Below are 25,396 nucleotides of genomic sequence, written 5' to 3'. Positions count from 1 at the left end.
GGGGCCGAACATGTGCGGCCTCGGTGAAACTCACCGAGCCGGGCATATGCGGTCTCGGTGAACACTTGCCGAGTCGTGGATATGCGGCCTCGGCGAACGCTTGCGGAGCCGTACATGTGCAAGGTGTGGAGTAACGGGCCGGGATGCCGCAAGGCGTCCCGGCCCGCCGCCGTAGGTGCTCAAGGCCGTATACCTTCCCTAACCCCCACCCACCCGGGGACCGTAGTCACCACGATGGCGCGGGGGTACGACAGAACGAAGGGGTTGAGAAGGCTGTGTCACCCGAAAGTGGGTCGTCGGTCCGGAGGGAGTCGCCGAGCGGGATGCGGTCGCGGGAGCCGGGCGTTGCAGCGCCGCTCTTCTTGACGCCCTTCCCATCGCGCCCGTCCTGCCCGTATAACCAGGGCCACACTGGAAATTCACCGACCTCGCGTCCTGGCGTTACAGGGCGTCTGCCTGAGGCTTGTAGGCTTTTAGAGTGTCTGAGATCGAGGCTTCCTTCACCGCCTCCGCCACGCCCCTTCCACGAACCGTGCGGGCCGGCGGTTCCGCGCTGACCCATTCCGTCGTCGTCGAGCCCGCCGCGCCGGGCGACGACGAGCTCGCCCACATCCCCACCGCCGCCTTCTTCGACGTCGACAACACCCTCATGCACGGCGCCTCCACCTACTGGCTGGCCCGCGCCCTCGCCAAGCACGGCGTGCTCTCCGGCCGCGACATCCTCAGCTTCGCCTGGAAGCAGGCCCGCTTCAAGTTCGGCGCCGAGAACCACGGGCACATCTCCTCGGTCAAGTCCTCCGCGCTGGAACTCGTCGCCGGGTTCCCGGTCGCGGAGATGCGGGCGCTCTGCGAGGAGGTCGTCGACCGCGACATCTCCCCGCGCATCCTCGCGCCCGTGCGCCGCCTGGCCGAACGCCACCTCCAGTCCGACCAGGAGGTGTGGCTCGTGACGGCCAGCCCGGTCGAGCTGGCCGGGGTCCTCGCCTCGCGCCTGGGCCTGACCGGGGCGCTCGGCACGATCGCCGAGATCGAGGAGGGCTGCTACACCGGCCGCCTCGTCGGCGACCTCATGCACGGCCCCGCGAAAGCGGACGGGATCGCCCAGCTCGCTGCCGAGCGCGGCCTCGACCTCGAGCAGTGCACCGCCTACTCGGACTCGGCGAACGACCTGCCGATGCTGCGCAAGGTCGGCCGCGCCATCGCCGTCAACCCGGACACGCGCCTCGCCCGCCAGGCCCGCCACTACGGCTGGCCCGTCCTCGACTACCGCCGCGGGCGCCGCGCCGCGAAGCTCGCGCTGCCGACCGCGGCCGCCGCCGGGGTGGGCGCGGGCCTGCTGTACCTGTACAAGTCCCGCGAGCGGGACTAGCGGCGGCCCGGATCGGGCCGGTAGCAGAATAGGGCGCATGGCAGGGCATATCGACACGGCGCAGCGGCTCACCCTCGCGGGGGCGGCCGTCCTCGCCGTCGCCTGGCTCGCCTGGCCCTCCCCCGACCGCCCCGAGACCGCCGCGGTCCCCATTGCGGTGCCGACGGTGTGGGAGACCTGGGACGCCGAGCCCGTCGACCTGCCCGGCCTCATCGACGATCGGGCGTGGACCCCGCTCGCCGTCCTCGACGACCCGGCCCCCGATGTCGACGCAATGCTCGGCACCGACGAAGCCGGGTCACTGCTCTATGTGGAGCGACCCGCTAGTGGGGAGGCGGTCCTGACCGTGGTCGCCGAGCCCGGCGGCGTGCCCGGCGTGGTCGCCGCTGCGGCCACCGATGACCGCCTCGCGTGGCTCCAGACCGTGCCCGATGCGCAGGGCAGGGTCGTCTCCGAGTTGTGGACCGCCGAGCGCGGCGCCGACGGCAGGCCCGGTGAGGCCGCGCTGCTGACGGCCGACACCGGCGACGTCATCACCGCCGGCAGCGCGTACGACCTCCAGTTCGCCGCCGAAGGGCTGCACTGGCTCTCGAACGCGCGCGGCGACACGCTCGTCACCGAGCACCGCTCGATCGCCGTCGAAGGCGGCGACGTGGAGGTCGTCGGCCACCGCGGGGCGTGGCAGTCCGCCGCATGGCCGTGGCTCGCGAGCGCCGGATCCGATTCGCTCGGCGGGGCGCAGCTCGTGCGCACCGACACGGGCGCGGGCGTGAAGGTGTTCTCGGGGTCGGACGAGCTGACGCTGTGCTCTGCCACGTGGTGCCGGCTGATCGTGAACGCCGAGGACGGGGCGCGCGTGGACCTCGTCCGTCCAGACGGGAGCGACCGGGTCACCGTCGCGGAGGGCTTCAAGTCGGCGGTGTCGCCCGACGTGGGGCTCATCGACCGGTTCGAGCCGCTCGCGGAGGCCAAGGCCGCCACGGGCGATGCGACGACGGTGACGCTCTTCGACCTCGAAGGGGACGCCGAGTACCTGGTGGCCTCGAGTGCGGGCGAGACGGGTGCCGACGCGCGGTGCCTGTGGTGGTCGACCGGGACCGGGGAGCTGCTCGAGTGGCACGTGCTGGACCTCACGGACCTCGCTTAATGCGAGGCGTTCGCTGACCGGGCACGGGTAACGTCGATGCCGTGACCACACCTGGAGACTTGAGCGCACCGCAGGAGGCGGGCCCGGCCCGGCCCGAGATCATGGGTGTCCTCAATGTCACCCCCGACTCGTTCTCCGACGGTGGACGCTACCTCGACTTCGGCGACGCGGTGGCGCACGGCGAGCAGATGGGCGCCGAAGGGGCCGACCTGATCGACGTGGGCGGCGAGTCGACGCGCCCGGGCGCGGACCGGGTGGATCCGGCGACCGAGATCGCGCGTGTCGTGGACGTGGTGGCGGCGCTGTCCGAACGGGGCCTTGCCGTCTCGATCGACACGACCCGGGCGGCGGTGGCCGCGGCGGCGATCGAGGCCGGTGCGAGCGTTGTGAACGACGTGTCGGGCGGCCTGGCCGATCCGGACATGGGGCGGGTCGTGGCGGACACGGGCGTGCGGTGGGTGCTCATGCACTGGCGCGGCCATTCGGCGGACATGCAGCGCCTCCAGCACTACGACAATGTCGTGGCCGATGTGAAGGCCGAGCTGGAGGACCGGGTCGAGGCGGCCCTGGACTCCGGTGTGGACCGCTCGAAGCTGATCCTGGACCCGGGCCTGGGGTTCGCGAAGTCGGCAGAGCACAACTGGCGGCTCTCGGCGCACCTCGACGAGTTCGTGGCGCTGGGGTTCCCGGTGCTGTTCGGCGCTTCGCGCAAGTCGTACCTGGGGAAGCTCCTGGAGGACGAGAGCGGGAAGCCGCGTCCGGTGGGGCAGCGGGAGGCGGCGACGCTGGCGACCTCGCTGCTGGCGTTCGAGGCGGGCGCGTGGGGCGTGCGGGTGCACGACGTGGCCGGGACGGCCGATGCGCGGGCCGTGTGGATGGCGACGCGCCGGGCCCGGTAGGCCTGACAGATCACGGACAGCGCGCCGTCGGCGCGCTGCGGCGCAGTGCGCTGTGACCTGGGCGTGCGCGGTGCACCGATCGGACCGGTGGGATTGCGAGCCCATCTCGAAACTTGGAACATCGGTTGCGGATGCGGCTGTCACACCCGTAGCATTCGGCTCGTACTTCATCCAGAGCAGCTGAGGGGTCCGGCCCTGTGACGCTGCGGCAACCACCGACCCGCTCTTCGAGGGCAGGCGGCAGGTGCCAATTCCGGCCCGCTGCGCGGGGAAGATGAGGGAGGAGCCTTCTCGTATGTCCAATACCCTGTTCGACGACAGCCCGGCCAAGGGCCTGGTCTGCCGCAACTGCAACGCCACCTATGAGCTTGTAGCCCAGCACGCCTGTTGGCAGTGTTTCGGGCCGCTCGAAGTCGACTACGACCAGGCGGAGCTGGCGAAGGTCACGCGTGAGCAGATCGAGGCCGGCCCGCAGAACATCTGGCGGTACGCGCCGCTGCTGCCCGTCGGCGTCCACCCCGAGGACCGGGTGAGCCTGAACCCGGGCCTGACCCCGCTCATCGACGCGAAGAACCTCGCCAAGGCCCTGGGGATGCGCAAGCTGTGGGTGAAGGACGACTCGGCGAACCCCACCCACTCGTTCAAGGACCGCGTGGTGTCGACCGCGGTCTCGGCCGCGATCAAGCTCGGCTTCGACCGGTTCGCGTGCGCTTCGACGGGGAACCTGGCGAACTCGGTGGCCGCGCACGCGGCCCGCGCGGGCGTGCCGTCGATCGTGTTCATCCCGCACGACCTGGAGCCGGGGAAGATCGTGCAGTCGGCGATCTACGGCGGCAAGCTGGTCGCGGTGCAGGGCTCGTACGACGACGTGAACCGGCTGTGCTCGGAGCTGACGGAGACGGACGACTTCGAGACGACGGCGTTCGTGAACGTCAACATCCGCCCCTACTACGCCGAGGGCTCGAAGACGCTCGGGTACGAGGTGGCCGAGCAGCTCGGCTGGCGGCTGCCGGAGCAGGTCGTGGTGCCGATGGCCTCGGGCGAACTCCTGACCAAGATCCACAAGGCGTTCGAGGAGTCGGCCGAGATCGGGCTGGTCGAGCCGGGCAAGGTACGGGTCTTCGGCGCGCAGTCGGCCGGGTGCAGCCCGATCGCCGACGCGTACGCCGAGGGCACCGACGTGATCACGCCGGTGAAGCCGACGGGCATCGCGAAGAGCCTCAACATCGGGGACCCGGCGGCCGGGCCCTATGCGATCGAGGCGTGCCGCAGCACGGGCGGCGGCATGGCCAAAGTGAACGACGACGAGATCCGCGAGGGCGTGCGGCTGCTCGCGGCGACGACCGGGGTCTTCGCCGAAACGGCCGGCGGCGTGGTCGTCGCTACGCTCCGTAAGCTCCTGGAGTCGGGGCAGTTGGACCCGGAGGCCGAGACGGTCATTTACAACACCGGTGAGGGACTGAAAACGCTCGATGCAGTGTCCTCGCTGGTCGGACCGACGCACACCGTGAAGCCTTCGTTGAAGGCGGCAAAGGAAGCGGGACTTCTCGAGTCCTGAGTGGAGCGGGAGTTTGGAAAGCATTGCCAGTCAAACGCTTTCCGAACTCCCGAATTTATCACTGAGCGTGACCGATGTGAATGCTTGTGTCGGGTACCCGACAGAAATCAATCGCTCGCCGGGTCTTGACCCTATTCAGTGAATAGGTAAGAATTCTTCTTGCGGGAGGCCGCAGACGTCCTGTCGCCACTAAACCCGGTTGACTGCGAGTCCTGGGGCTAGAACGTGTCGAGCAGCGCCAGCCGGTGTCAGGAACTGCGGTCTCCCGACCAATCCTCCCACGTGCCTGCGGCCTTCACTTGCCATTCGGGTGCCCAGACCGCCACTCCCCCAAACCTTTCCGCAAATGCGCTTGCCCGTGTCGTACCGCTGCGCGAAACTCTGGCCATGACGCATTTCGACATCGTGCCGGTCGACCCGAACGACCACGCCCTGGTGCAGTCCTGGCTCGCGGTCCACGAGGCGATCGACGCCCACGACTGGACCGGCATCCGCCCGTCCAGCCCCGTGTACCGCTTGTCGCCATTGGTACTCAGCAGCAATGACGTACGGCGCGAACGATGGGCGGCGGTGTGCGACGGCCGGGCCCTCGGGTACCTCGACCTCTCGTTCCCGGTTCTCGACAACACCCACCTCGTCCATTTCGAGCTGGGGGCCCACCCCGACGAGCGCCGTCGCGGGGTCGGCTCGGCCCTGTTGCGGCACTTGGAGGACCGTGCCGCCGCCGAGCAGCGGACGACCCTCTCCTCATGGGTGCCGGTACCGGTGGAGGGCGGCGCGCCGATCAACGCTGCGGGCGCGCATTTCGCGGCGCACCAGGGCTACGCGCGGTCGCTCGAAGGCGCCGTGCGCGCCTGCGACCTCGACAAGGTCGACGCAGCCGAGCTCGACCGGCTCTGGGACGCCGCCTGGGAGCGGGCCGAGGGCTTCGAGCTGGTCACCTTCACGGGCGCGCCTCCCGCCGAACTGCTCGACGGCATCGCGTACCTGCACGCGCGCATGTACACCGACATGCCGCTGGGCGACTGGGACCTCCAGGAGGCCGAGGTCGACGGCGACCGGATCCTCGACGGGGCGCGCGTGCGCCGCCAGCGGGGCGAACTCCACCTCCAGGCCGTGGTGCGGCACAAGGAGAGCGGCACGATCGCGGGCCTCACCGAGGTCATCGTCGAGGCCGGCGCGGAGGAGCACTGCGTGCAGGGCGACACGATCGTCGACCCGCGCTTCCGGGGCCACCGGCTCGGGACGATCCTCAAGATCGCCAACCAGCGCGCGATCCGCGAATGGCGGCCGAAGATGCGGTACGTCTGGACCGGCAACGCGACCAGCAACAGCCACATGATCGCCATCAACGAAGCGGTCGGGTACCGGCTCGTCTGCCACGAGAACGTCTACCAGAAGAAGCTCGGCTGACCGCCGACGCGGCGTTCGACGCCGCGACTGCTCTCCCGTGCTGAAGCGGCGGCAGTCAGCGCGGCCTCAGCGGATGAGCTTCTCGTGCATGCGGCGGCGTTCGGCGTGGAGCTTGGCGATCTTCTCGCGCAGGACCGCGTCGCCGTCGCCGCTGCGGGACATGGCCTCCCGCAGGTCGTGGATCTCCTGCTCGACGTCGAGGCCGCGGCGGTTGAGCAGGTGCAGGGTCTCGTGCGGCTCGGGTTCGGGCGTGCGCCGCAGCAGGCGCAGGCCTTCGGCGGTGATGCCGAACTGGGCGAGCGCGGCCGCGTCGAGTGCGACCGCGTTCGGGTGCCCGGCCACGTTGGACATCCGCTCGGAGCCTTCGCGCTGCTGGTCGGAGAGGCCGGTGTGGGCGTAGAGCCACCACATGGTCTCGCCGTCGATGTGCCGGACGCTGACGCCGCTGGGGACGAGCTTCTGCGCGAGCGTGGAGTGGTTGCGGCGGTAGACGCTCAGGGCGCGCGAGGCGGGCTCCAGGAGGCTCAGGCCGATCGAGGGGCTGTGGTGGTAGGTGCGGTGGCCGGCGGCCTCTGACGGCACCCAGTTGCAGCCCAAGGTGGGCGAGAGGATCGCGGGCGCGGCGCTCGCTGCGCCGAGGTAGGCGGCGGCGGACTCGTGGAGGCGGCCGACGAGGTCGCGGTGGACCGCGTCGTCGTCGTCGAGGCGCGTGGTCAGGGCCCAGCCCTTGCCGCGGGCGCGGGCCTCCTCGCGGGTCCAGGCGACGAGGTCGGGGACGAAGTCGCGTTTCAGCTCGGTCTCGGCCAGGTGGATCCACGGCCGTTCGGCGGCGAGCGCGGTGAGGCGCTGCCGCGCGACCGGCGGCATCTCGCGGTCGATCGCGATGTACCAGACGAAGTCGCGGTGGGTCTGCGCGTCGAGCGAGGCGAGCGTCAGGTGCTCCAGGAGGAGCTGGCGGTACGCGAACCACTGCTCGTCGAACACGCCGATGCCGTGCCGGGTGGCAACGACGTGCAGGAACTCGGAGGAGGCCGGGAGCGGGCCGCGGGCGGCGCGGTCGAGGCCGGCGCCGCCGGCGCGGAGCGTGCGCAGCCTGCGGCGCAGCCGCGCGGGCAGCAGTCGCGTCATTCGCATGGGGTTCCCTCCCGGAAGGGTGCGGCGGCGGCCGCCGTGGCACGCCACCGGGCAGGCTAGTGCCCTTCGGTAACGGGCGCACCAACTCCGGGCCAACAGCGCCGGAACCACTGATCCTCTGTGGAGTCTCCGGGTCTCACTGCGCGCCCGCGCCGCCGGTGGGTTCGCCGCGCGGGGCCGGCACCGCCGCGGGCTCGCCACCTGCGGTCCCGGGCACGAGGGCCGCGTGGATCTCCGCGAGCTGCAGCTCCAACCGCTCCAGTCGCGAGCGCAGCTCGACGAACTCGGCGCGCTCGGTGGTCTCCTCGGCGGCCGAGACGCGGTCGACGAACCAGGACGCGAGCGAGCCGCTCACCAGGCCGACGAGGCCGATGGCCGCGAACATGAGGAACGCCGCGATGGCCTTGCCCTCGACGGTCTGGGGCACCATGTCGCCGTAGCCCACCGTGGTCGCGGTGACGACCGACCACCACACGGCGTCGCCGAAGTCGGCGACCTGCGTGCCGTGGGCGTCCCGTTCGGCGTCGAGGATCGCCAGGCTGGAGACCAGCAGGATCATCCCGGTCACGCTGACGACGTAGAAGACGGCCTGGAAGCGCTTGGAGGCCTCCGCGTGGCGGCGGAAGACCTCGGCCAGCAGCACGACGATCCGCACGACCCGCAGCGGACGCAGCATGGGGAGCAGCACCATGAGGAGGTCGAGCGGGTGCGAGTAGACGAACCGCCACCGGTTCCCCCGGCCGGCCATCACGAGCCGGACGGCGAAATCCGCGGCGTACAGCGCCCACACCAGGACGTATACCGTGGTCGCGGCCGTGCCGACCCACGCGGGAAGCCCCGGGTCGAGGATCGGGACGGCGTAGGCGACGAGGAACAGCAGGGCGAGGGCGAACAGGGGCAGGTTGGTCGCGCGTTCCCAGGCGGTCAGCTGGGGAGGCCAGCCCGAAGGGTCGGCGGGGTGCGTCGAGGATGCGGACATGGCCCCAGGCTATCCAGCGGAGCGTGGGCGCGCGGTCCGCCGGCCGCGCCTCAGGCTTCGCGGTTGCGGGCGTAGTTCTCCAGGTACTCGAGCTGCTCGGGGTCGAGGCTGGGGCGGACGCGCTCCATCGCCTGGGCCATGTGGGAGGCGGTGACGATGCTGGCGTCCAGGGACTCGCGCATCGCGGTGAGCGCGGCCTCGCGCACGAGCGCGGCGCAGTCCGCGGCCGAGTAGAGCCACAGCTCGTCGGCGACCTCGTCGAGGTTCACGTCGTCGGCGAACGGCACGTTCTTGGCGTTGGCGCGCAGGATGTCCGCGCGGCCGACGGCGTCCGGCGGGGGCACGTACACGAGGCGTTCGAGGCGGCCGGGCCGCAGGAGCGCGGGGTCGATCATGTCCGGCCGGTTCGTCGCGCCGACCACGACGACGTCCCGCAGGGACTCGGCGCCGTCGAGTTCGGTGAGCAGGGCGGCGACGACGCGGTCGGCGGTGCCGCCGTCGGTCCCGCCGCCGCGCACGGGCGCGAGGGCGTCGAGCTCGTCGAAGAACATGAGGGTCGGGCTGGCCTGGCGGGCGCGGCGGAACAGCTCACGCACGTTCTTCTCCGACTCGCCGACCCATTTGTTCAGCAGCTCGGAGCCTTTGACGCTCAAGACGTTCGCGTGGCCTTCGCCGGCCACGGCGCGCACGATGTAGGTCTTGCCGCAACCGGGAGGTCCATAGAGGAGGATGCCGCGGGGGGCCTCGATGCCCAGGCGCGTGAACGCGTCCGGGTACGTGAGGGGCCAGAGCACGGTCTCGGTGAGGGTCTGCTTGAGGTCCTCCATGCCGCCGACGTCGGCGAGGGTGAGCCCGCCGAGCTCGACCGAGTCTCCGGACATGCTCGTGGGCCGCACCGACTCGAGCGCGCCGTCGAAGTCGCTGCGCTGCAAGGCGGTCGCGCCGCCGGCCTTGGCGCGCATGGCGGCGCGGACGCCGGCCTCGCGGACCATGACGGCGAGGTCGGAGGCGACGTAGCCCGGCGCGCGGTGCGCCACGGACTCCAGCTTCACGTCCTCGGCCACCTTCATGCCGCGCGTGAAGTACACGAGGAGGTCGCGTCGGGCGTCGGCGTCCGGCATCGGGACGACGACCTCGTGCTCGAGGCGCGAGCGCAGCGCGGTGTCGACGTCCTCGACGCGCGCGGTCGTGCACACCACCGCGTGCTCGCCCGCTTCGGCGAGGACCTCGTCGCACAGTTGGGTGAACATGGTGCCCAACGGGGTCCGCTTCCCGGCCGGGGCGATCGCCTCGACGCCGCGGACCAGGAGCACGCCGGGGACGGTGAGCGCGGCGACGGCGGCGCGGAGCCGGTCGGCCGCCGCGTTCGCTTCGAGCGCGGCCAGGTCGTGGCCGGAGACCTCGCTGACGCGGGCGCCGACGGCGGCCGCGACCGAGCGGGTCACAGTGGCCTTCCCGGCGCCCGAGGGCCCCGAGACGAGCACGCCGAGCGCCATGTCAGTGCCCACCACCTTCAGGACCTCGCGGTGGTTGAAGCCGAGGTCCAGCAGTTCGCGCAGCTCCTCGGCGGGGATCTTGGCCCCGGCCAGCTCCTCGTAGGGGATCGCCGCGATCCCGGGCGGGGCTTCAGGAGTCGCACTGACGCGGCCCTGCGGTTCGGTGCGCGGGCGGGTCGCGGCGGCCTCGCCGCCGGAGCGGGGCGCGGGCATCGGCGCGGGGGCGCGGCCCAGGCTCGCGACCCGGCCGGACTCCAGGGGCAGGTCGATCGCGGCGGGGGCGTCGTTCTCCCACTCCACGCGCGTGTCCGAGGTGATCATGGCGCCGCTCGCCGGGCTGGCCTCGACCACGTTGAGCACCATCGTGGTCCAGCCGATGCCGAGCGTGTTGTTGAGCGTGCGGCGGGTCGAGGCGACGATGTCGCGCTGCACGTCCCCCAGCTCGATCGGCAGGAGCGACACGTCGTCGCCCTCGCCCACGACCTTCGACAGGAGCGCCAGGCGCAGCGTGTCCGGGTCGACCACGGCCACCGCCGACGCCGGGCCGGAGAGCACGACGCGGTCGGCGGCGGCGAGCGCGACGGGCGAGAGCCGCACCGGGTCGCCGTCGCGCGCACCGATGTTCCCCAAGGTCAGGTCGTCGGCGTACAGCGCCCGCCGGGACGCGTACCGGTCGGCGGCCAGCGCGATCGCGGCCGTCGAGCGCCGCCCCGTCAGCTCCACCGCGTCGCCGGCGCGGAGGCCGAGCGCGGTGAGGGCTTCGGGGTGGAGGCGCACGATGCCGCGCCGGGCGTCGAGCCCGGCCTTGGCGCGGGTCGCTGTCAAAGTGAGGGAACCAGAGTCGGTCACGCCGCCCAGCCTATTACGGCCCGGCCGCAGACGGCGACTCTCACAGTGCGCCGTTCTTGCCACACCGGCAACTCACGCGCAGTGCGCGAATCGCGAGGGCCGCTACTCTTCGGCCGGGGAGAGCTCCATGCGGTAGACCTGGCGGCCGTCCTCGAGCAGGATCGCGGCGGCGGCGCCCTGGTCGGCGAACTCGCGCCACCGCTCGCCGAGCCACGACTCCGCGTCGCCCTGGCTGCCCAGGTCGCTGTCCGGAGTTTCGATCGCGTTGCCGTCGGCGTCTTCGAGCTTCCAGGTCCAAGTCATGGGACAACAGTACGTGATCGGCCGCTGCCGCGATTGCCGAGCCGTCACGTCGCAACGGACCGGGACCGTCTGCTCTGCAACTGGAACGTGAGCGTGGCGACCAGGACGAGCAGCCCTCCGGCGATCCAGACCGGCTGCCAGACGAACACGTGCCACCACAAGGTGGCCCGGTCGGGGGCGTTCGCGTACACGACGGCACCGGTGTACACCGGTGCCGACAGTGCGAGCTGCACGGCCCCGTAGCCGAGCGTCGCCAGGCCGACGCCCCAGCCGCCGAGGAGCAGCAGCCAGCGCGGGAACCGCCGGCCCCACGGGCGCGTGATCGCGAGCGCCCACACCCCGTACCCGAACTTCACGACGGCGGTGAGCCACAGCAGCAGCATGAACCACCAGATCCGGTCGGCGGCCATCGCCAGCGCCTGCTCGGAGACCTTGTCGGCCAGCCAGGTGCCGCCGCAGGCCCAGTAGGCGCTGAGGCCGCCGAACGCCAGGGACCAGAGCATCAGCAGCCAGGCGGCAGGGTTGAGGGCGGTGGGGTCGGCGGAGCCGGCTGCGGCGGGGTCAGCGGCAGTGGAGTCAGGGGCGGCGTCGCTGTCGGGTGGTGCGGTCATGTCGTCTCCATTGCGGGGGTGGGGTTGCGGAGGTCACCAGTCGAAGCGGTCGCGGGTGGGCGCGGTCACCGGGGTGCGCTCGACCGGGGCCGGGGCCTCCTCGCGGCGGCGCGGACCGAACGCGAGACTCAGCGCCACGAGTGTCCACAAAGGCAGCATCGCGACCCAGATCCACGCCGGAGCGACCGGCACGAACGGGAGCGTCCAGACCGCGCGGTCGACCGCGTCGAGTACCGCGACCGCACCGATGAGGCCCGTGAACAGCCCGAAGAACGTCATCCCGCACTGCCGCCACGACCGCCCGGCGAGCAGCCAGCCGACGCCCCACAGGCCGGTCGCCAGCGCCTCGTAGTCGGCCCGGCCCGACCAGACGGCGAGCACGAGCAGCAGCCCACCGGCTCCGGTCGCCATGGCGGAGAACGTCATCCGGCCCGCGCGCGGCGGTTCGTCGGTGCGGGCGGCGGCGAGCCAGCCTGCGCCGGTGAGGAACAGCAGCGAGGCGGCGAAGACGACGGCCGCCTGGAACTCGAGGCGGTCGGTGAAGCGCGCCCCGAACCAGTCGCAGCCTTCGGGGACGCCCGCGGTGGCGTCGCCGATGCCGCACTGCCAGAGCTTCAAGGCCCGCAGCGGGTCGCCCGCGACGCGCGCGGGCGGGAACTCGGTGTCGCAGGGCGGCAGCACGGCCGGGAGTGTCCGGAAGGCGTTCGGCTGGTCGAAGCAGTTCCCGGCGCCGACGCCGTCCCACCACAGGTCGAGGCGGTTGCGTTCGCGCTGGCCGTCCTCGCGGACGCCGAAGGTGTTGCCGGCGAAGGTGTTCGCGTCTCCGGCGACGCCGTGGACACCGGGGGTGCCCCACGCGGCGATGGCGGCGGTGTCCTGGTTCCAGATGCGGTTGCCGGTGACGTGGACGCGGGCGGCGTCGGCGACGAGGACGCCGACACCGCGCGGGACGGTGCGCTCCGGGCAGACGGTCCCTGCGGTCCAGTCGCGGTCGGCGAGGTCGGCGGCGCAGGCGGGCGTGCCGAGATGCGCGTAGTGGCCGGTGTTGTTGCCGTACACGAGGTTTTCAGAGACCGTGACGTCGGGGACCGGTCCCGTATCGGTGACGGCGAGGCCGGTGGTGTTGCCGTGCAGGCGGTTCCCGTCGACCACGACCGCGCCGCTGCCGGAGACGAGCAGCCCGGTGAGGCTGCCGGTGGCCTCGCAGGCTTCGACGGTCGCCGTTGCGGTCTCGATGGCGATCCCGGCGTCGTCGGCGGCTGCAGCGCGGCAGTCGGTGAGGGCGACGGCGCGGGAGCGGATGACATGCAGGCCGTGGCCGCCGCTCTGGACGGCGGTGACGGATTCGACGGTGGCGCTTTCGACACCGTCGAGCAGGAGGCCGGTTTCGCGGGCCTGACCGAGGGTCAGGTTCCTGAGGTACAGGCCGGTGGCGTCCCGGGCTTCGAGGACCGTGTCCAGTTGGAAGCCGCCGGAGAGGAGTACGGCTTCGGGGCCGTCGCCCAGGCCTTCGATCTGGAGGTCGGCGGTGCCTTCGAGGAGCAGCGTCTCGGCGAGGTCGTAGTGGCCGGGGAGGACGAGGATGCGGGAGCCTGGTTCGGCCGCGGCGACGGCGGAGGCGAGTTCGCGGTGGCCGCTCGCGAGGCAGTCCTCGTAGAGGCGTTCGTTCTCGATGCGGCCGATGTCGACGTCGTCGTTGCGTTCGGCGAAGTCCTCGGCGTCGTCGGTGCAGACGAGGAGCACGGGCCCGTCCTCGCGGTATGCGGGCGGCGCGGTGTCGTCGGGCGACCGTTCCGCGTCGATGCCGGTGGTGCGGACATCGGCCGCCATGCCGCCTGCGCTGCAGCTCAAGGCGAGCACGCCCAGGGCGATCACGGCGAAGACGGCCTTCGCGAGGCGGTGCTGGGGGCGGGGCGCGGGGGGCACGGGCTCAGGGTAACGCGAGCGGCACTCGATGTGAAGGGGCGGAATGCGCTGGCGCGCATGCGGTCCGGCCCCTGCCGCGATACCCGGGCAGTCCCCCGCCCTCCCAGGGGGGCGACCCCGATTCAAGTGTTCCGCCGGGGTCCGACAGAAAACCGCTGTTCTTACCGTCGTAAGGACATCTGTCACCCGAAAGAGTGGCGGCGGCAGGAAGGACGCGGCATCCCGCCGCAAGGGCACATGACGCGGGCAAGGACGCGGCATACCGTCCTTGGAAGGGGCGGTATGCCGCGCTTGCGCAGCGGACTACGCCGTCTGCACTGGCAGCCAGTACAGAGAAAGGGAGAACCACTCACAATACAGTGAGCGGTCCTCCCTTGCAGTACTCAGTCGGCCTGAGCAAGCAAACCCGAAGGGCTGCTTACATCATGCCGCCCATGCCGCCCATGTCGGGCGCGCCGCCGGCGGATTCCTTCTCCGGGGCGTCGGCGACGACGGCCTCGGTGGTGAGGAACAGCGCGGCGATCGACGCGGCGTTCTGCAGCGCCGAGCGGGTGACCTTGGTCGGGTCGGGGATGCCCGCGGCAAGCATGTCCACGTACTCGCCGGTCGCGGCGTTCAGGCCGTGACCGGTGGGCAGGTTGCGGACCTTCTCCACCACGACGCCGCCCTCGAGGCCGGCGTTCTCGGCGATGGCGCGCAGCGGCGCACCGAGCGAGCGGCGCACGATCTCGACACCGGTCGCCTCGTCGCCCTCGGCCTCGATCTTGTCGAAGGCGATCGCGCCGGCCTGGGCCAGCGCGGTGCCGCCGCCGGCGAGGATGCCCTCTTCGACGGCAGCCTTGGCGTTGCGCACGGCGTCTTCGACGCGGTGCTTGCGCTCCTTGAGCTCGACCTCGGTGGCCGCGCCGACCTTGATGACGGCGACGCCGCCGGCGAGGCGCGCCAGGCGCTCCTGCAGCTTCTCGCGGTCGTAGTCGGAGTCGGAGTTGTCGATCTCGGCGCGGATCTGGTTGATCCGGCCCTGGATCGCCTCTTCCTCGCCGCCACCGTCGACGATGATGGTGTCGTCCTTGGTGATGACGACCTTGCGGGCCTGGCCCAGCAGGGACAGGTCGGTGTTCTCCAGCTTGAGGCCGATCTCCTCGGAGATGACCTGACCGCCGGTGAGGATGGCGATGTCGCCGAGCATGGCCTTGCGGCGGTCGCCGAAGCCGGGGGCCTTGACGGCGGCCGACTTGAAGATGCCGCGGATCTTGTTCACGACGAGGGTCGGGAGGGCTTCGCCGTCCACGTCCTCGGCGATGATCAGGAGCGGCTTGCCGGTCTGGGTGACCTTCTCCAGGGTCGGGAGCAGGTCCTTGACCGCGGAGATCTTCTGGTTGGCGACGAGGATGTACGGGTCCTCGAGCACGGCCTCCATGCGGTCCTGGTCGGTCACGAAGTAACCGGACAGGTAGCCCTTGTCGAAGCGCATGCCCTCGGTGAGCTCGAGGTCGAGGCCGAAGGTGTTCGACTCCTCGACGGTGATGACGCCTTCCTTGCCGACCTTCTCCATCGCCTCGGCGATGATGGCGCCGACGGTGACGTCGCCGGCGGAGATGGAAGCGGTGCTGGCGATCTGCTCCTCGGTCTCGACCTCGGTGGAGGTGGACTGGAGGTGCTCGACGACGGCGGCGACGGCCTTCTCGATGCCCTTCTTGATGGCGATCGGGTTGGCGCCGGCGGCGACCGCGCGGAGGCCTTCCTTGACGAGGGCCTGGGCCAGCACGGTGGCGGTGGTGGTGCCGTCGCCCGCGACGTCGTCGGTCTTCTTGGCGACTTCCTTGACCAGTTCGGCGCCGATGCGCTCGTACGGGTCTTCGAGCTCGATCTCCTTGGCGACGGACACGCCGTCGTTGGTGATCGTGGGGGCGCCCCACTTCTTGTCGAGCACCACGTTGCGGCCCTTCGGGCCGAGGGTCACCTTGACGGCTTCAGCGAGGGTGTTCATGCCTCGCTCGAGCCCGCGGCGAGCCTCCTCGTCGAATGCGATCATCTTCGCCATGGTCGATGGCTTCCTTTCGGATAACGTTCGTGGTCGACGGTGAGGCGGCATCCCCGCGACGGTGAGCCGGTGAAGGCTCGACCACCTCATCGCGTTTCTTAGCGTTCTTAGCACTCGCCAGCTGCGAGTGCCAGCTCCAGGTATAGCACTCTCGCCTTGAGAGTGCCAATCCGGGGCGTGAAACAAGTGGTGAAAAGCAGCCTCGGCGACGCTTGCGAGCCGTAGATGCAAGGAGGCCCGGGCTGGGGCCCGGGCCTCGCTGGTGCGGTCTACGGATGCGGCGGCGGGGGGTTCGGTGACTCGGGGCTCGGTGGCGGCGTCGGGTGGCCCGGCTCGCCGGGGGCGGCCGGGTCGACGGCGACGCCCGCGGCCTCCGCGGAGAGCGAGGTGGCCGAGACGGATTCGGCGCGTCCGCGCAGCCATGCGTACGTGCACAGGGACGCGGCGAGGATCCAGATCATCGGCACGAGCAGGAGCAGCGCCATGACCGCCTCGGTGAGGACGGTGAGGACGGTGGCGAGCCAGGACGCGAAGACCGCGTGCCACACGCCGGCCAGGAGCAGGCCGACGAGCGAGATGATGAGGTTCGCGGCGACGGCGACGAGCACCACGATGACGATGCGGCCCAAGGCGAGCCAGAACGCCGAGTGCGTCAACTGGATCGAGCGGGCGTAGGGGCTGCGGCGGGCCTCGAAGACGGCGGCGGGGGCCATGAGGCTGAGCGCGAAGATCGCCCACAGGCCGGGCAGGACGCAGAGGACGAGGCCGACGGCGATGGTGACCCAGGCGAGCAGGAGCCACAGGAAGAACCGGCCGCCGCGTTTGAACCCGAACGAGAACGCCTCGCCGAGGGCGAGGAAGCCGCCGGCCGCTTCGGCGGCGGCGGTGCGCACGGCGGCGAGGGCGGCCGAGCCGGAGACGTAGAGGACGGCGAGGGAGAGGATCGCGCCGATGACGCCGACGGCGACGCCGGGGCTGTACTCGCGGACGATGGTGCCCCAGTCGGTCTGGTTCACGTCGATGTCGGGGGTGCGCACGGTGTTGTTGAACGCGCCGAGGACCCAGCGCGGCAGGACGACCCCGATGAGGAGGATGAGGCCGACCGTGCGCCAGGAGCGCTGCACGACGTCCATCGACGCGTGCCACCAGCCTTCGAAGGTGTCGGTCACCAGGGGGTCGCCGCCGGAGAAGCGGCCCGACGGTTCGCCGGTCCGCCCGGAGTTCCAGTAAGGATCGTCGCTCATACGCCGGATCGTAAACCAAGCAACCGTGCATATCAGACAAACGGCTGCAACGCATCCGTTCGGGGATGACACGTTCGCGCATTCCCCTGCCCGGCCGCCCCCGAACCACTACCGTACGCAGGTATCGGCGCACGTCGCGCCGGTTGCAGCAGCCGCCGAGCACACCGGGAGCGCCGATGTCCCACCGCGAGATGCGTCCCGTCGGCCGCGAGAAGACATTCTTCGGGCACCCCCGCGGCCTGGCCGTCCTCTTCGGCACCGAGATGTGGGAGCGGTTCAGCTTCTACGGCCTGCAGGGCATCCTCCTCACGTTCCTCGTCGCGGACGTCGCGCAGAACGGCCTCGGCCTCGCCGACACCGTCGCCGTCCCGATCGCCTCGCTCTACTCCGGGCTCGTGTACCTGACGGCGCTGCCCGGCGGCTGGCTCGCCGACCGCATCCTCGGGCCCCGCCGCGCCGTCCTCATCGGCGGCATCGTCATCATGGCCGGCCACCTCTCCATGGCGATCCCGATCAAGAGCCCCGCCATGGTGTTCTTCGGCCTGTTCCTGGTCGTGGCCGGCTCGGGCCTGCTCAAACCGAACATCTCCGTGATGGTCGGCAAGCTCTACGACGACGACACCGACGCCCGCCGCGACGCCGGGTTCTCCGTGTTCTACATGGGCATCAACCTCGGCGCGTTCCTCGGCATCCTCATCACGCCGTACCTGGCCGGGGACGACCGGTGGCACCTCGGCTTCGGCGCCGCCGCGGTCGGCATGGCCCTCGGCCTCCTCTGGTACGTGCGCGGCTGGCCGCGCCTGACGAACGCCGGCATCGGCCCGGCGCGCCCCCTCAGCGAAGCCGAGAAGCAGAAGACCACCCGGATCCTCGTCATCGCCCTGGCCATCGCGGCCGTCGCGATCGCGATCTGGGCCTGGACCGGGACGCTCACGCTCGCGACCGTGCCCACCGTCGTCACCGGCCTGTCGATCGCCGCCGCCGTCTGGTACTTCATCTACATCTTCGGCGAGGCCAAGGACATCACGCCCGCCCAGAAGGCCGGGCTGCGCGCCTACGTCGGCCTGTTCATCGCCTCGGTCGTGTTCTGGATGCTGTACCTCCAGATGGGCTCCGTGCTCACCGCGTTCGCGGCCAACTCGGTCGACCTCGACTCGTGGGGCTTCCACCTGCCCGCCGGCGGCGTCCAGAACTTCAACTCGATCTTCATCCTGGTGTTCTCCCCGATCTTCGGCGTCATCTGGCTGAAGGCCGGCACCCGCTTCGGGACCGCGTACAAGTTCGCGATCGGCGTGTTCCTCGTCGGCTTCGCGTACGTGTTCCTCGGCTGGCTCCAGACCCGCGCCGACGACGGGCTCCTCGTCGGCCTCGCCTGGATGGCCTGGGTGTACCTGCTGCTCACCTTCGGCGAGCTGTGCGTCTCGCCCGTCGGACTGAGCGTCACGACGCAGCTCGCGCCGCCGAACCTCAAGGGGCAGATGATGGGCGTGTGGTTCCTCGGCCCCGCCGTGGGCACACCGCTCGGCGGGCAGGCGTTCGCGTTCCTCGTGCCGAAGGTCGGCGAGGCCGCGTTCTTCTACATCCTCGCCGGCATCGCGATCCTCACCGCCGTCGTCCTCGCGATCTGCAGTCCCGCGCTCCACCGGCTCATGGGACGCGGCGGGCACGGCCCCGACGCGACGCTCGAGACGCCGCCGGAGCCCGAGTTCGGGAGAGGCCCGCTTGGAAACGGCCCGGTCGGGCGGGGCCCGGACAGGCCCTAACCCTGCTTGAACCACTCGCCAGCCTGGGCGACCAGGCGGCGCACCGGGTTCTGCGGCGGCAGCTCGGCGCTGCGCGGCCCCGGATGGAGGGCCGAGAAGCCCGGCTCGATGAGGCGCGGCTTCAACGGATCCACCGGCTTGATGAACGAATCCGTCGGCGCCCCATCGGGATCGGCGACCCACCGGCGGGACACGCGGTCGAGGCCGATCGGGTACACGGTGACCCCGTCCGCCGCGACCCGGATCCGCAGGAAGCACTTCTGGTCGATCACGTTCAGCCCCGCGAACAACTCGTTCGCGTTGACGCCCACCCGGTTCGCGACCACCAGGTACAGCCCCACGACCCAGGTGCCCGCGAGCCCCGCGAGGGGCAGGTACGCCAGGTACGTCCACAGGCTCACGTCGTCGACCATCTTGATCGCCTGCGCCCCGCCCCACGACAGGGCCACCTGCGCGAGGCCGTGCAGGCCGCCGAGCATGTAATGGCGCGACGTGCGGCTGCCCTGCCCGGGGTGCGCGAATCCGACTCCGGCCCCCAGGAGCACCGCCGTCACCGCCACGAACGTGCCCGTGCCCTCCAGAATGGACACCGTCGCGATGAGGCCCACCACGGCCATGAGCGCCACGAACCCCTTGTTGAACCACGGCAGCCGCGCGAAGATCCCGAACGCGTACCCCATCGACTTCGCCTTCGACGGGTACGTCTGCGTCAACCGGTAGTCCCGCTCGCGCGCCTCCGGCTCCGACACCGACTTCCGCGGCGCCGTCAACGCCTCCGGCAGCGTGTGCGTCGGCGACAGGTACGCGCCCCCGCCGCCGGCCGTGACCAGGTGCCGCGACCCGTCGACCTCCTCGTAGTGCGCGTAATGATGCCGGTCGCCGGTGATCACGAGCGGCACGCGGGCGCCCCGCGCGGCCACCACGTCCCGGATGAAATGGTCGATCCGGTCGAACGAGCGAGGATCGTCCTCCGTCCACAGCCACGACGGCTGCGGCACGCACAGGATCACCTGGTCGCCCTGGCGCATCCGCTCCGCCGCATGCCGGAAGTACTCGATCTGCGTCTGGTCCAGATGCGTGTCGAACTGGGCGTCCACCGCGAACAGCCACCAGCGGTGCGGCAGCTCCAGCGCGAAATACGAGCGCTTCTGGTACGTCCGGTACCCGCCCACCTTCCGGCCCTCGGTGAACTGCCGCGCGAACGCGGTCAACCCGTCGAACCAGTCGTGGTTCCCCGGGATCGCGTACAGCGACACCATGCTGCTGGGATTCGCCGCCTCGTACGGGCCCTTCATCCGCTGCTCGTACTCGAGCCAGTCCCCCGCCGGATACACCTCGTCGCCGCCCATGACGAGCACCGACCCGCGCGGCAGCCGCTCCCCGCCCACCTCGATGTGGTCCTGCGCCATCAGATACGCGACCGAGTACGTGGCGTTGAAACCGTCCCCCACGTCCGCCACGTAATCGAGCCACAACTCGTCGGCGTCGGCGTGGTTGTACACCCCCTGCGGGCGACCGCCGATGATCTCGCGCTTGTCCACATAGCCGCCGAACACCCGCGCGAGCCCGAACCGCATGCTCGTATCGAGCAGCGTGCGCGGCGACAGCCAGCGCACCGGCCCCTGCGGCCGGAAGCGGAGCTGCTCAGGACTGAGGTCCTTGGGGCGGTGGGACATAGACCACATCATGGCACGTTCTGCGCGACAAGGGAACCCGTGAAACGGGCTGGGCGAGGACCCCGGTCCGCCCGTAAGCTCCCCGGCATGACGAATGCACGCCACGCCGACCTCGGCGACATCGACGAGATCATCCGGCTCCGCGAGGTCATGCTCGCGCCCTGGTTCGACATGAGCGACACCGGCTGGAAGCCCGAGACCGCCGCGATCCTCCAGCGCCGCCTCGACGAGCCGAAGCCGACCATGGCCGTCACCGTCGTCGAGGCCCCGGACGGGTCGGGGGCGCTGGCGTCCTGCGCGACCGGGGTGATCAGCGAGCGGCTGCCGAACCCGGTCAACCCTTCGGGGCGGTACGGCTGGATCTTCAACGTGGTCACCGACCAGCAGTGGCGGGGGCGCGGCTACAGCCGGGCGTGCACGCGGGCGCTCCTGGACTGGTTCGAGGACCAGGGCGTGAACGTCCTGGAACTGCTCGCCTCGCAGCAGGGCGAGGGCCTGTACCGGGAGCTCGGGTTCACCGTCTCGGAAGAGCCGGCGATGCGGCTGAACACGCTCCGCCGCTGATCACTCGTCGACGTTCACGGACGGCGGCCGGAACCAGCCGGAGGCCCCGAGCGCGAGCAGCAGGAGGACGGCGAGCACGAGGGCCGCGAGGACGAGCGCCGGCAGCGCGAGCGCGATGAGCGCGAACACGCCCAGGCAACCGAGCGCCAGGACGCGCGAGACCGCGACGCGGCCGGTGCTTGTTCGCCTGTGTACGAGGTCGCCGACCACGTAGAGGGCAGGGCCGCCGAGGACTGCAGCGATGACGGCTGCATCAGCGGCGCCCCAGGGGTGCAGGAGCACGAGCACGGCGCCGACCGCGAAGACGACGGCGCCGGTCGCCATGAGGACGAACGCGAAGACTCGGGCGCGGCGCGAGGCGCCCGGGCCGACCCCAGGGGATTCCCGTCCCCGCAGCAGCTTCATCGGCCGATGCTATCGCCCTGAGCCTCCGCCGACGCAGTTCTCATCAGCTTCAGACACCGACCACCGAGAGTCGTGAAAGCGACACCACCAGTGCTGGCGAGTCATCGTTCAATCACGGGACCATGACATGAATGATGACGCAGAACCCCTTGAAAGCGTGCAGAGCTCCGAGGAAGAGAGACGCCCTGCCTTGCCGGAGGCCCGGCGAGCCCGGCCGGACTTGCGACCAGCATCCGGGCTTGCCGCAGATCCCTGTCGGCGGTGGCCGCATGTATCTGGACGGCTACCACGACCACCTGCTGTTCAAATTGAAGAAGCGGGTGCCGGTGATCACGGGACCGTGGTCCTCGCAACTGCACGATGAGGCCAGAGCCCGGTACGACCGCTTCGATTCGCACCTCCGTCACCTGGTCGACGACGATTGGTTCAGCGAGTTCGACGAGCAGGCGTCGCGGCTCCTCGATCCGAAGGTGTACCGGAAGGCGATCTCCGGCCGGGCGTGCCACCGCTGCGAAGCGCTCGCGAAGGCGGCCGCGTTCGCATTGGAGAACGACGAGGTGCCCGCGCCGTCGATATTCCTGTCCTGCCTCCTCGCCGGCGCCGGGCTTCCTTGTGTCGGAGTGGAGGATCTGCTGGTCAGCGGTTTCCCCAGTGCCGGCGAGGGACTGTCACCGGTGATGGTCGGCCGCACCATGCAGCTCATCGGTGTGCAGGCCTGCCTGCGGCGGGGGCGTTCGATCCGCAACTGCTACTGCGCCAGGGACATCGTGCGTTTCGAGGGTGAGCCGACACTGACGAGGCTGCTCAAGTCCGGCGCGCACGATTGGGAGGGGCTCGGCGATCTGGGCCTTGCAGCGTGATGTGCGCGGGTCCCGGTCCCCGTCTGGCTGGGCGAGGAGTTCGGCATCGCGGGAGACGGGGCGGGCGGCGGGCCGGACGGTCGCTTCGACCATTCGGCCCGCCGAGGTTCCTCAGCTGAGGAGCCAGATCAGTGAGGTGTGCTTGGCGCGGTCCAGGACCCATTCGGGATTGGCGGCGATCCACGGGTGGCGGCGGGTCTGCGCCGTGAGCGCGAGGTAGAGCGCTTGGCTGTGCTGTTGGCGCTGTAGCGGTTCGATGAGGTGCGGTTCGCCGTAGAGGGCGCGGATGGCCGCTTCGACGGCGAGGTAGTCGGGCGGCGGTTCGGCGCCCTCGCAGGTGCGGCGCAGTTCGGACATGAACGCCGCGAGTTCGTCGTAGTCGATGGGGCCGGCGCCGAGTCCGGCTCCGGGGCCGAAGCGGTATTCGAGGCTGACCGCGGTGGCGGCGCGCAGAAACTGGACGGCGGTGTCGTGGTCGGTGCGGCCGAAGTGCTTGCGGAGGTTCGCGGCGGTGTCGTGGTCGCCTGCGATGAGGGCGGTGAGGTGGCGGCGGTGCAGTTGCTCGGGTTTCATGCGCTTGCCTCCTTCACGGGGGCGGCGATCGTCTGCTCGAATGCCTGTTTCAGCAGGTCGGGTCCCACTTCTTCGGCGACCTCGAAGCGCTCGGCCAGGTCGGCGTCGGTGGCGTCAGGGCGCACGAGTTCGTTCATGACAGCCCACATGTAGCCGGGTTGCTCGGCTTGCGGGATCTCGGTGAGCAGGAGCGATTCGTCGCACACGGCCCTGATCATCGCTTCGGCCTTGATGGCGGTGAAGTTCCGGTCTTTCGGGTAGTGCTTGCGGTGCAGGGTCTCGGTGAGTTCGGCGAGGTCGCCGGGGTCGGGGGCTGTGCCGTACTCGTCGAAGACGACTTGGGCGAACAGGCACACCTGGAAGAGCAGGTGTCCCATGCGGTGTTCGGGTCTGAGCGTCGCGGCCAGGCGGGCGGCTTCGGCCGTGTCGAGACGGAAGCGGGCGGTGGCGTGGGCGCGGAAGAGCGCGGCCCGTGCCTCGCGGCTGCTGTCGTTGTCAGAAGCGGAGTCGGGTGCGGAGTCGGGCGCGGGGTCCGGAGCGGAGTCGGTGACGGTCTCGTTCACGGGTGTTCCTATCCTTCGCATTCGCGTTGGGCGCCTCGCCATGCGGTGAGCGCAGCGGCCAGGAGGCGGTGGGTGCGGCCGGGCTGGCGGGCCCAGTCGATGTGGTCGGTGGCGGTGATGTGCACTTCTGGCTTCCCGGTGTGCAGGCCGGTCACATAGCCCATGACCGGCGGCAGATGATCGGGGGCAATGATCCACAGGCGTGGCGTGCCCTCAAGCAGTCCGAACTGGACGGTTCGGTCCGCGAACTCCACTCGGGATATCGTCCGCAGCGCCGCCGGGTCGATCTCGGTGAGCGAGCGGACCGGCAGCGGAATCTGGGCGAGTGCGCGGGCGTACTTCGCGCGGACGCGGTGCAGGGAGAGTCGGCCTACGCCCATGCCCGACCTCCGATCAGTTGGGCCTCAAGGGCTTCCGCGAGGGGACCTGCGCTGGACTCGGCCCTGGCGCGTCTGGCACCGTTGACCGCGCCGGCGAAGCGAGTCGAGCGGTCGGCGAGCTCGGTGCGCCGCGTCCGCGCGTTGCGTTCGGTCTGACCGGACAGGTCGGGTTGGATCGGCAGCACTGGTTGGTCCTGCGGAGGCGGTACGGAATCCTGTTGCGGCGGTTCGACCTTCGTGGATCGGTTGAAGACGGCGGCGAGCCAGCGAAAGAAGCGGACCCATAGGGCTATCTGCCAACCGCATTCGCGTTCGAGGGCGGTACCGCGATCGGTGCGATGGGCGGCGGCGAGGTCGCTGGATTTCTCGAGGAACCGGTCCCAGGCGTCTTCGCGCAGCTTGTCGAATCGGAATGGTACGGAGCTGGATGCTGAATCGATCGCAGGTCCGGCGTGAGTCCGGGTCCGGAGCGGCGTTTCGGGTTCGGGGGCGAACCCAGGTACGGGCGCGGTGTTGTCGGTGTCGTGGGTGGAGTGGTCGCGGCGCTGACGGTTCATGGTGTGCTCCGGTTGGCTGCTGTCGGCCTGCGACCAGAAGCGCGAGCGGTCGCGCGGAGCGGGCCGGGGCCGGTCCGGTGTGATGGGTCGAGACGTGTTCGGTTGGCCGCCTTGGCCTTCGTCCTCGTCGTCGGGCGGCTCCGGGGACGGCGCGGCGGTACGCGGGCGCGGGCCCCAAGGAGGGACCGAACCGGCGGAGACGGGCTGCTCGACCTGCGAATTCGCGGGTTGCTTTGCGCCACTGGGTGGCATCGGGTCGGGGAGTTCGCCTCGGCGGTGGCGGCCGGTACGGGGGTCCGGACGCCAGAGTGGGTTGCCGTAGGGCCCCGGGTCGTGGATGTCGAACGGCTTGCCGCCGATCTCCCAGGTGTCGCCGGGTTGATGGCGCAGGTGGGGAGGTTCGTAGCGCGGGCTGGACGGGTCGGACTCGGGTGCCGACAGGTCGCAGTAGTCGGGGCTTGCCTGGTAGCGGTAAGCGCCCGGTGTCAACGGGTCTGGTGAACCGTCGAGCAGGAACAGGCGGCGGCCCGCCCAGTCGTAGTAGCCGTCGGCCTGAATTGAGAGGCCGCTACTGGTATTGGCATCGGCGTCGGTGTCGAGGTCCGAGACCGCTTCGGGCGCATCGGAAAACGCGCCAGAGATGGCAGAGGTGGCAGATGCGCCAGATGTGCCGGAGGGGACGGAGGTGCCTCCGGAAGGCCGAGGTTCCCAGGAGTCCCGCGAGCCGTGCGGATCGCTGGAGTCCCGGCAACCCCTGGCATCCAGGGGAGCCGGGGATTCGCGGGAATCGTGGGAAAGGTCGCGGGAATGGCTGTTTTCAGGTACGCCCGAATAGCGTATCGTCGTAGACGACACGGAAAGCTCGCTTTCTGTTGTTGGAGCCGCCCGGTGGAACTCTGATTGGTAGTCCGTGGACCACCGGGCGGCGTTAACATTCTGGCCTATCGAATAAGGCCGAACTTCTTGGGATGCTTCGTAAGAGTCTCCGTTCGAGACGTAAGGAACTGGCTCCCTTGCGATCGCGCAAGGTCGTATGTCCGATGATGACGCAACGAAATATCCGCTGTCAACTTACGAGGATTT

The 25,396-nt window shown here is 70.5% G+C and carries 22 protein-coding genes and 1 riboswitch; of the genes, 8 read left to right on the top strand and 14 right to left on the bottom strand.

Annotated elements, in window-relative coordinates; translation table 11 throughout:
• Positions 1 to 478 precede the first annotated feature (478 nt).
• The 5 genes from AB0I03_RS14220 to AB0I03_RS14200 all read left to right on the top strand — a co-directional run bounded on the left by AB0I03_RS14220 (position 479) and on the right by AB0I03_RS14200 (position 6,386).
• Positions 479 to 1,369 (top strand): HAD-IB family hydrolase, encoded by an 891-nt coding sequence (locus AB0I03_RS14220; protein WP_360411790.1) that lies wholly within the window; start codon positions 479 to 481, stop codon positions 1,367 to 1,369.
• Between the two features lie 37 nt (positions 1,370 to 1,406).
• A complete protein-coding gene (locus AB0I03_RS14215) occupies positions 1,407 to 2,516 on the top strand; it encodes a hypothetical protein (protein ID WP_360411787.1) in 1,110 nt (369 codons plus the stop codon).
• Between the two features lie 101 nt (positions 2,517 to 2,617).
• Positions 2,618 to 3,415 carry a dihydropteroate synthase gene (folP, locus tag AB0I03_RS14210; RefSeq protein WP_360412212.1) on the top strand — a complete coding sequence of 266 codons (798 nt, stop codon included), beginning with the start codon at positions 2,618 to 2,620 and terminating at the stop codon, positions 3,413 to 3,415.
• Between the two features lie 164 nt (positions 3,416 to 3,579).
• A riboswitch (SAM riboswitch) is annotated at positions 3,580 to 3,696 on the top strand.
• Between the two features lie 14 nt (positions 3,697 to 3,710).
• Entirely contained in the window at positions 3,711 to 4,973 is a 1,263-nt protein-coding gene (thrC, locus tag AB0I03_RS14205) for a threonine synthase (RefSeq protein WP_360411784.1), read from the top strand.
• A 387-nt stretch (positions 4,974 to 5,360) separates the two neighbouring features.
• On the top strand, positions 5,361 to 6,386 hold the full coding sequence (locus AB0I03_RS14200) for a GNAT family N-acetyltransferase (RefSeq protein ID WP_360411781.1): 1,026 nt from the start codon (positions 5,361 to 5,363) through the stop codon (positions 6,384 to 6,386).
• A 66-nt stretch (positions 6,387 to 6,452) separates the two neighbouring features.
• Here AB0I03_RS14200 and AB0I03_RS14195 read toward each other — a convergent pair whose 3' ends face one another.
• From AB0I03_RS14195 to AB0I03_RS14160, 8 genes are all read right to left on the bottom strand, one after another.
• The gene (locus AB0I03_RS14195; protein WP_360411778.1) at positions 6,453 to 7,520 is read right to left on the bottom strand and encodes a glycosyltransferase; all 1,068 of its coding nucleotides are present in this window, start codon (positions 7,518 to 7,520) and stop codon (positions 6,453 to 6,455) included.
• A 136-nt stretch (positions 7,521 to 7,656) separates the two neighbouring features.
• Positions 7,657 to 8,499 (bottom strand): ion channel, encoded by an 843-nt coding sequence (locus tag AB0I03_RS14190; RefSeq protein ID WP_360411775.1) that lies wholly within the window; start codon positions 8,497 to 8,499, stop codon positions 7,657 to 7,659.
• A 50-nt stretch (positions 8,500 to 8,549) separates the two neighbouring features.
• A complete protein-coding gene (locus AB0I03_RS14185; protein ID WP_360411772.1) occupies positions 8,550 to 10,844 on the bottom strand; it encodes an AAA family ATPase in 2,295 nt (764 codons plus the stop codon).
• Positions 10,845 to 10,946: 102 nt separating this feature from the next.
• A complete protein-coding gene (locus tag AB0I03_RS14180; protein ID WP_360411769.1) occupies positions 10,947 to 11,147 on the bottom strand; it encodes a hypothetical protein in 201 nt (66 codons plus the stop codon).
• A gap of 44 nt (positions 11,148 to 11,191) precedes the next feature.
• Entirely contained in the window at positions 11,192 to 11,758 is a 567-nt protein-coding gene (locus AB0I03_RS14175; RefSeq protein WP_360411766.1) for a DUF3995 domain-containing protein, read from the bottom strand.
• A gap of 33 nt (positions 11,759 to 11,791) precedes the next feature.
• Entirely contained in the window at positions 11,792 to 13,684 is a 1,893-nt protein-coding gene (locus AB0I03_RS14170) for a right-handed parallel beta-helix repeat-containing protein (RefSeq protein ID WP_360411763.1), read from the bottom strand.
• Positions 13,685 to 14,102: 418 nt separating this feature from the next.
• Entirely contained in the window at positions 14,103 to 15,728 is a 1,626-nt protein-coding gene (groL, locus tag AB0I03_RS14165) for a chaperonin GroEL (RefSeq protein ID WP_208498747.1), read from the bottom strand.
• 269 nt (positions 15,729 to 15,997) lie between these two features.
• On the bottom strand, positions 15,998 to 16,972 hold the full coding sequence (locus tag AB0I03_RS14160) for a hypothetical protein (RefSeq protein ID WP_360411759.1): 975 nt from the start codon (positions 16,970 to 16,972) through the stop codon (positions 15,998 to 16,000).
• A 176-nt stretch (positions 16,973 to 17,148) separates the two neighbouring features.
• Between AB0I03_RS14160 and AB0I03_RS14155 the strand changes: the two genes are divergently transcribed.
• Positions 17,149 to 18,735 carry an oligopeptide:H+ symporter gene (locus AB0I03_RS14155; RefSeq protein WP_360411756.1) on the top strand — a complete coding sequence of 529 codons (1,587 nt, stop codon included), beginning with the start codon at positions 17,149 to 17,151 and terminating at the stop codon, positions 18,733 to 18,735.
• Here the strand turns inward: AB0I03_RS14155 and AB0I03_RS14150 are convergent.
• Positions 18,732 to 20,411: a metallophosphoesterase gene (locus AB0I03_RS14150; protein ID WP_360411753.1), complete on the bottom strand. Its 1,680-nt coding sequence runs from the start codon at positions 20,409 to 20,411 to the stop codon at positions 18,732 to 18,734. The genes AB0I03_RS14155 and AB0I03_RS14150 overlap by 4 nt on opposite strands.
• Positions 20,412 to 20,498: 87 nt before the next feature.
• On the opposite strand from AB0I03_RS14150, the gene AB0I03_RS14145 reads away from it, so the two are divergent.
• A complete protein-coding gene (locus AB0I03_RS14145) occupies positions 20,499 to 20,975 on the top strand; it encodes a GNAT family N-acetyltransferase (RefSeq protein ID WP_360411750.1) in 477 nt (158 codons plus the stop codon).
• Here the strand turns inward: AB0I03_RS14145 and AB0I03_RS14140 are convergent, their stop codons facing one another.
• Positions 20,976 to 21,380, bottom strand: coding sequence for a low temperature requirement protein A (locus AB0I03_RS14140; RefSeq protein ID WP_360411747.1), 405 nt, complete (start codon positions 21,378 to 21,380; stop codon positions 20,976 to 20,978).
• A gap of 239 nt (positions 21,381 to 21,619) precedes the next feature.
• Here AB0I03_RS14140 and AB0I03_RS14135 point away from each other — a divergent pair, with 239 nt between their 5' ends.
• Positions 21,620 to 22,240 carry a hypothetical protein gene (locus tag AB0I03_RS14135; protein WP_360411744.1) on the top strand — a complete coding sequence of 207 codons (621 nt, stop codon included), beginning with the start codon at positions 21,620 to 21,622 and terminating at the stop codon, positions 22,238 to 22,240.
• A 111-nt stretch (positions 22,241 to 22,351) separates the two neighbouring features.
• Here AB0I03_RS14135 and AB0I03_RS14130 read toward each other — a convergent pair whose 3' ends face one another.
• The 4 genes from AB0I03_RS14130 to AB0I03_RS14115 are packed head-to-tail and all read right to left on the bottom strand — an operon-like array spanning position 22,352 to position 25,168.
• Entirely contained in the window at positions 22,352 to 22,813 is a 462-nt protein-coding gene (locus AB0I03_RS14130) for a hypothetical protein (protein ID WP_360411741.1), read from the bottom strand.
• Positions 22,810 to 23,376, bottom strand: a complete 567-nt coding sequence (locus tag AB0I03_RS14125; RefSeq protein ID WP_360411738.1) for a hypothetical protein — start codon at positions 23,374 to 23,376, stop codon at positions 22,810 to 22,812. The genes AB0I03_RS14130 and AB0I03_RS14125 overlap by 4 nt, the downstream gene beginning before the upstream one ends.
• Positions 23,377 to 23,384: 8 nt before the next feature.
• The gene (locus AB0I03_RS14120; RefSeq protein ID WP_360411735.1) at positions 23,385 to 23,756 is read right to left on the bottom strand and encodes a hypothetical protein; all 372 of its coding nucleotides are present in this window, start codon (positions 23,754 to 23,756) and stop codon (positions 23,385 to 23,387) included.
• Positions 23,747 to 25,168 (bottom strand): hypothetical protein, encoded by a 1,422-nt coding sequence (locus tag AB0I03_RS14115; protein ID WP_360411732.1) that lies wholly within the window; start codon positions 25,166 to 25,168, stop codon positions 23,747 to 23,749. Before AB0I03_RS14115 ends, AB0I03_RS14120 begins: the two co-directional genes overlap by 10 nt.
• Positions 25,169 to 25,396 lie beyond the last annotated feature (228 nt).

The sequence above is a fragment of the Glycomyces sp. NPDC021274 genome (assembly GCF_040641195.1).
In the GTDB taxonomy this organism is placed as follows: domain Bacteria; phylum Actinomycetota; class Actinomycetes; order Mycobacteriales; family Micromonosporaceae; genus Glycomyces.
The sequence above is the reverse complement of the archived record's forward strand: the minus strand, read 5'-3'. Positions and strand labels throughout refer to the sequence as shown.

Excerpts from the sequence above, each read along its gene's own strand:
- AB0I03_RS14215 (WP_360411787.1), top strand. The coding sequence starts at position 1,407 with ATGGCAGGGCATATCGACACGGCGCAGCGGCTCACCCTCGCGGGGGCG.
- folP (WP_360412212.1), top strand. The coding sequence starts at position 2,618 with ATGGGTGTCCTCAATGTCACCCCCGACTCGTTCTCCGACGGTGGACGC.
- thrC (WP_360411784.1), top strand. The coding sequence starts at position 3,711 with ATGTCCAATACCCTGTTCGACGACAGCCCGGCCAAGGGCCTGGTCTGC.
- AB0I03_RS14200 (WP_360411781.1), top strand. The coding sequence starts at position 5,361 with ATGACGCATTTCGACATCGTGCCGGTCGACCCGAACGACCACGCCCTG.
- AB0I03_RS14195 (WP_360411778.1), bottom strand. The coding sequence starts at position 7,520 with ATGCGAATGACGCGACTGCTGCCCGCGCGGCTGCGCCGCAGGCTGCGC.
- AB0I03_RS14190 (WP_360411775.1), bottom strand. The coding sequence starts at position 8,499 with ATGTCCGCATCCTCGACGCACCCCGCCGACCCTTCGGGCTGGCCTCCC.
- AB0I03_RS14180 (WP_360411769.1), bottom strand. The coding sequence starts at position 11,147 with ATGACTTGGACCTGGAAGCTCGAAGACGCCGACGGCAACGCGATCGAA.
- AB0I03_RS14175 (WP_360411766.1), bottom strand. The coding sequence starts at position 11,758 with ATGACCGCACCACCCGACAGCGACGCCGCCCCTGACTCCACTGCCGCT.
- groL (WP_208498747.1), bottom strand. The coding sequence starts at position 15,728 with ATGGCGAAGATGATCGCATTCGACGAGGAGGCTCGCCGCGGGCTCGAG.
- AB0I03_RS14160 (WP_360411759.1), bottom strand. The coding sequence starts at position 16,972 with ATGAGCGACGATCCTTACTGGAACTCCGGGCGGACCGGCGAACCGTCG.
- AB0I03_RS14155 (WP_360411756.1), top strand. The coding sequence starts at position 17,149 with ATGTCCCACCGCGAGATGCGTCCCGTCGGCCGCGAGAAGACATTCTTC.
- AB0I03_RS14150 (WP_360411753.1), bottom strand. The coding sequence starts at position 20,411 with ATGTCCCACCGCCCCAAGGACCTCAGTCCTGAGCAGCTCCGCTTCCGG.
- AB0I03_RS14145 (WP_360411750.1), top strand. The coding sequence starts at position 20,499 with ATGACGAATGCACGCCACGCCGACCTCGGCGACATCGACGAGATCATC.
- AB0I03_RS14140 (WP_360411747.1), bottom strand. The coding sequence starts at position 21,380 with ATGAAGCTGCTGCGGGGACGGGAATCCCCTGGGGTCGGCCCGGGCGCC.
- AB0I03_RS14130 (WP_360411741.1), bottom strand. The coding sequence starts at position 22,813 with ATGAAACCCGAGCAACTGCACCGCCGCCACCTCACCGCCCTCATCGCA.
- AB0I03_RS14120 (WP_360411735.1), bottom strand. The coding sequence starts at position 23,756 with ATGGGCGTAGGCCGACTCTCCCTGCACCGCGTCCGCGCGAAGTACGCC.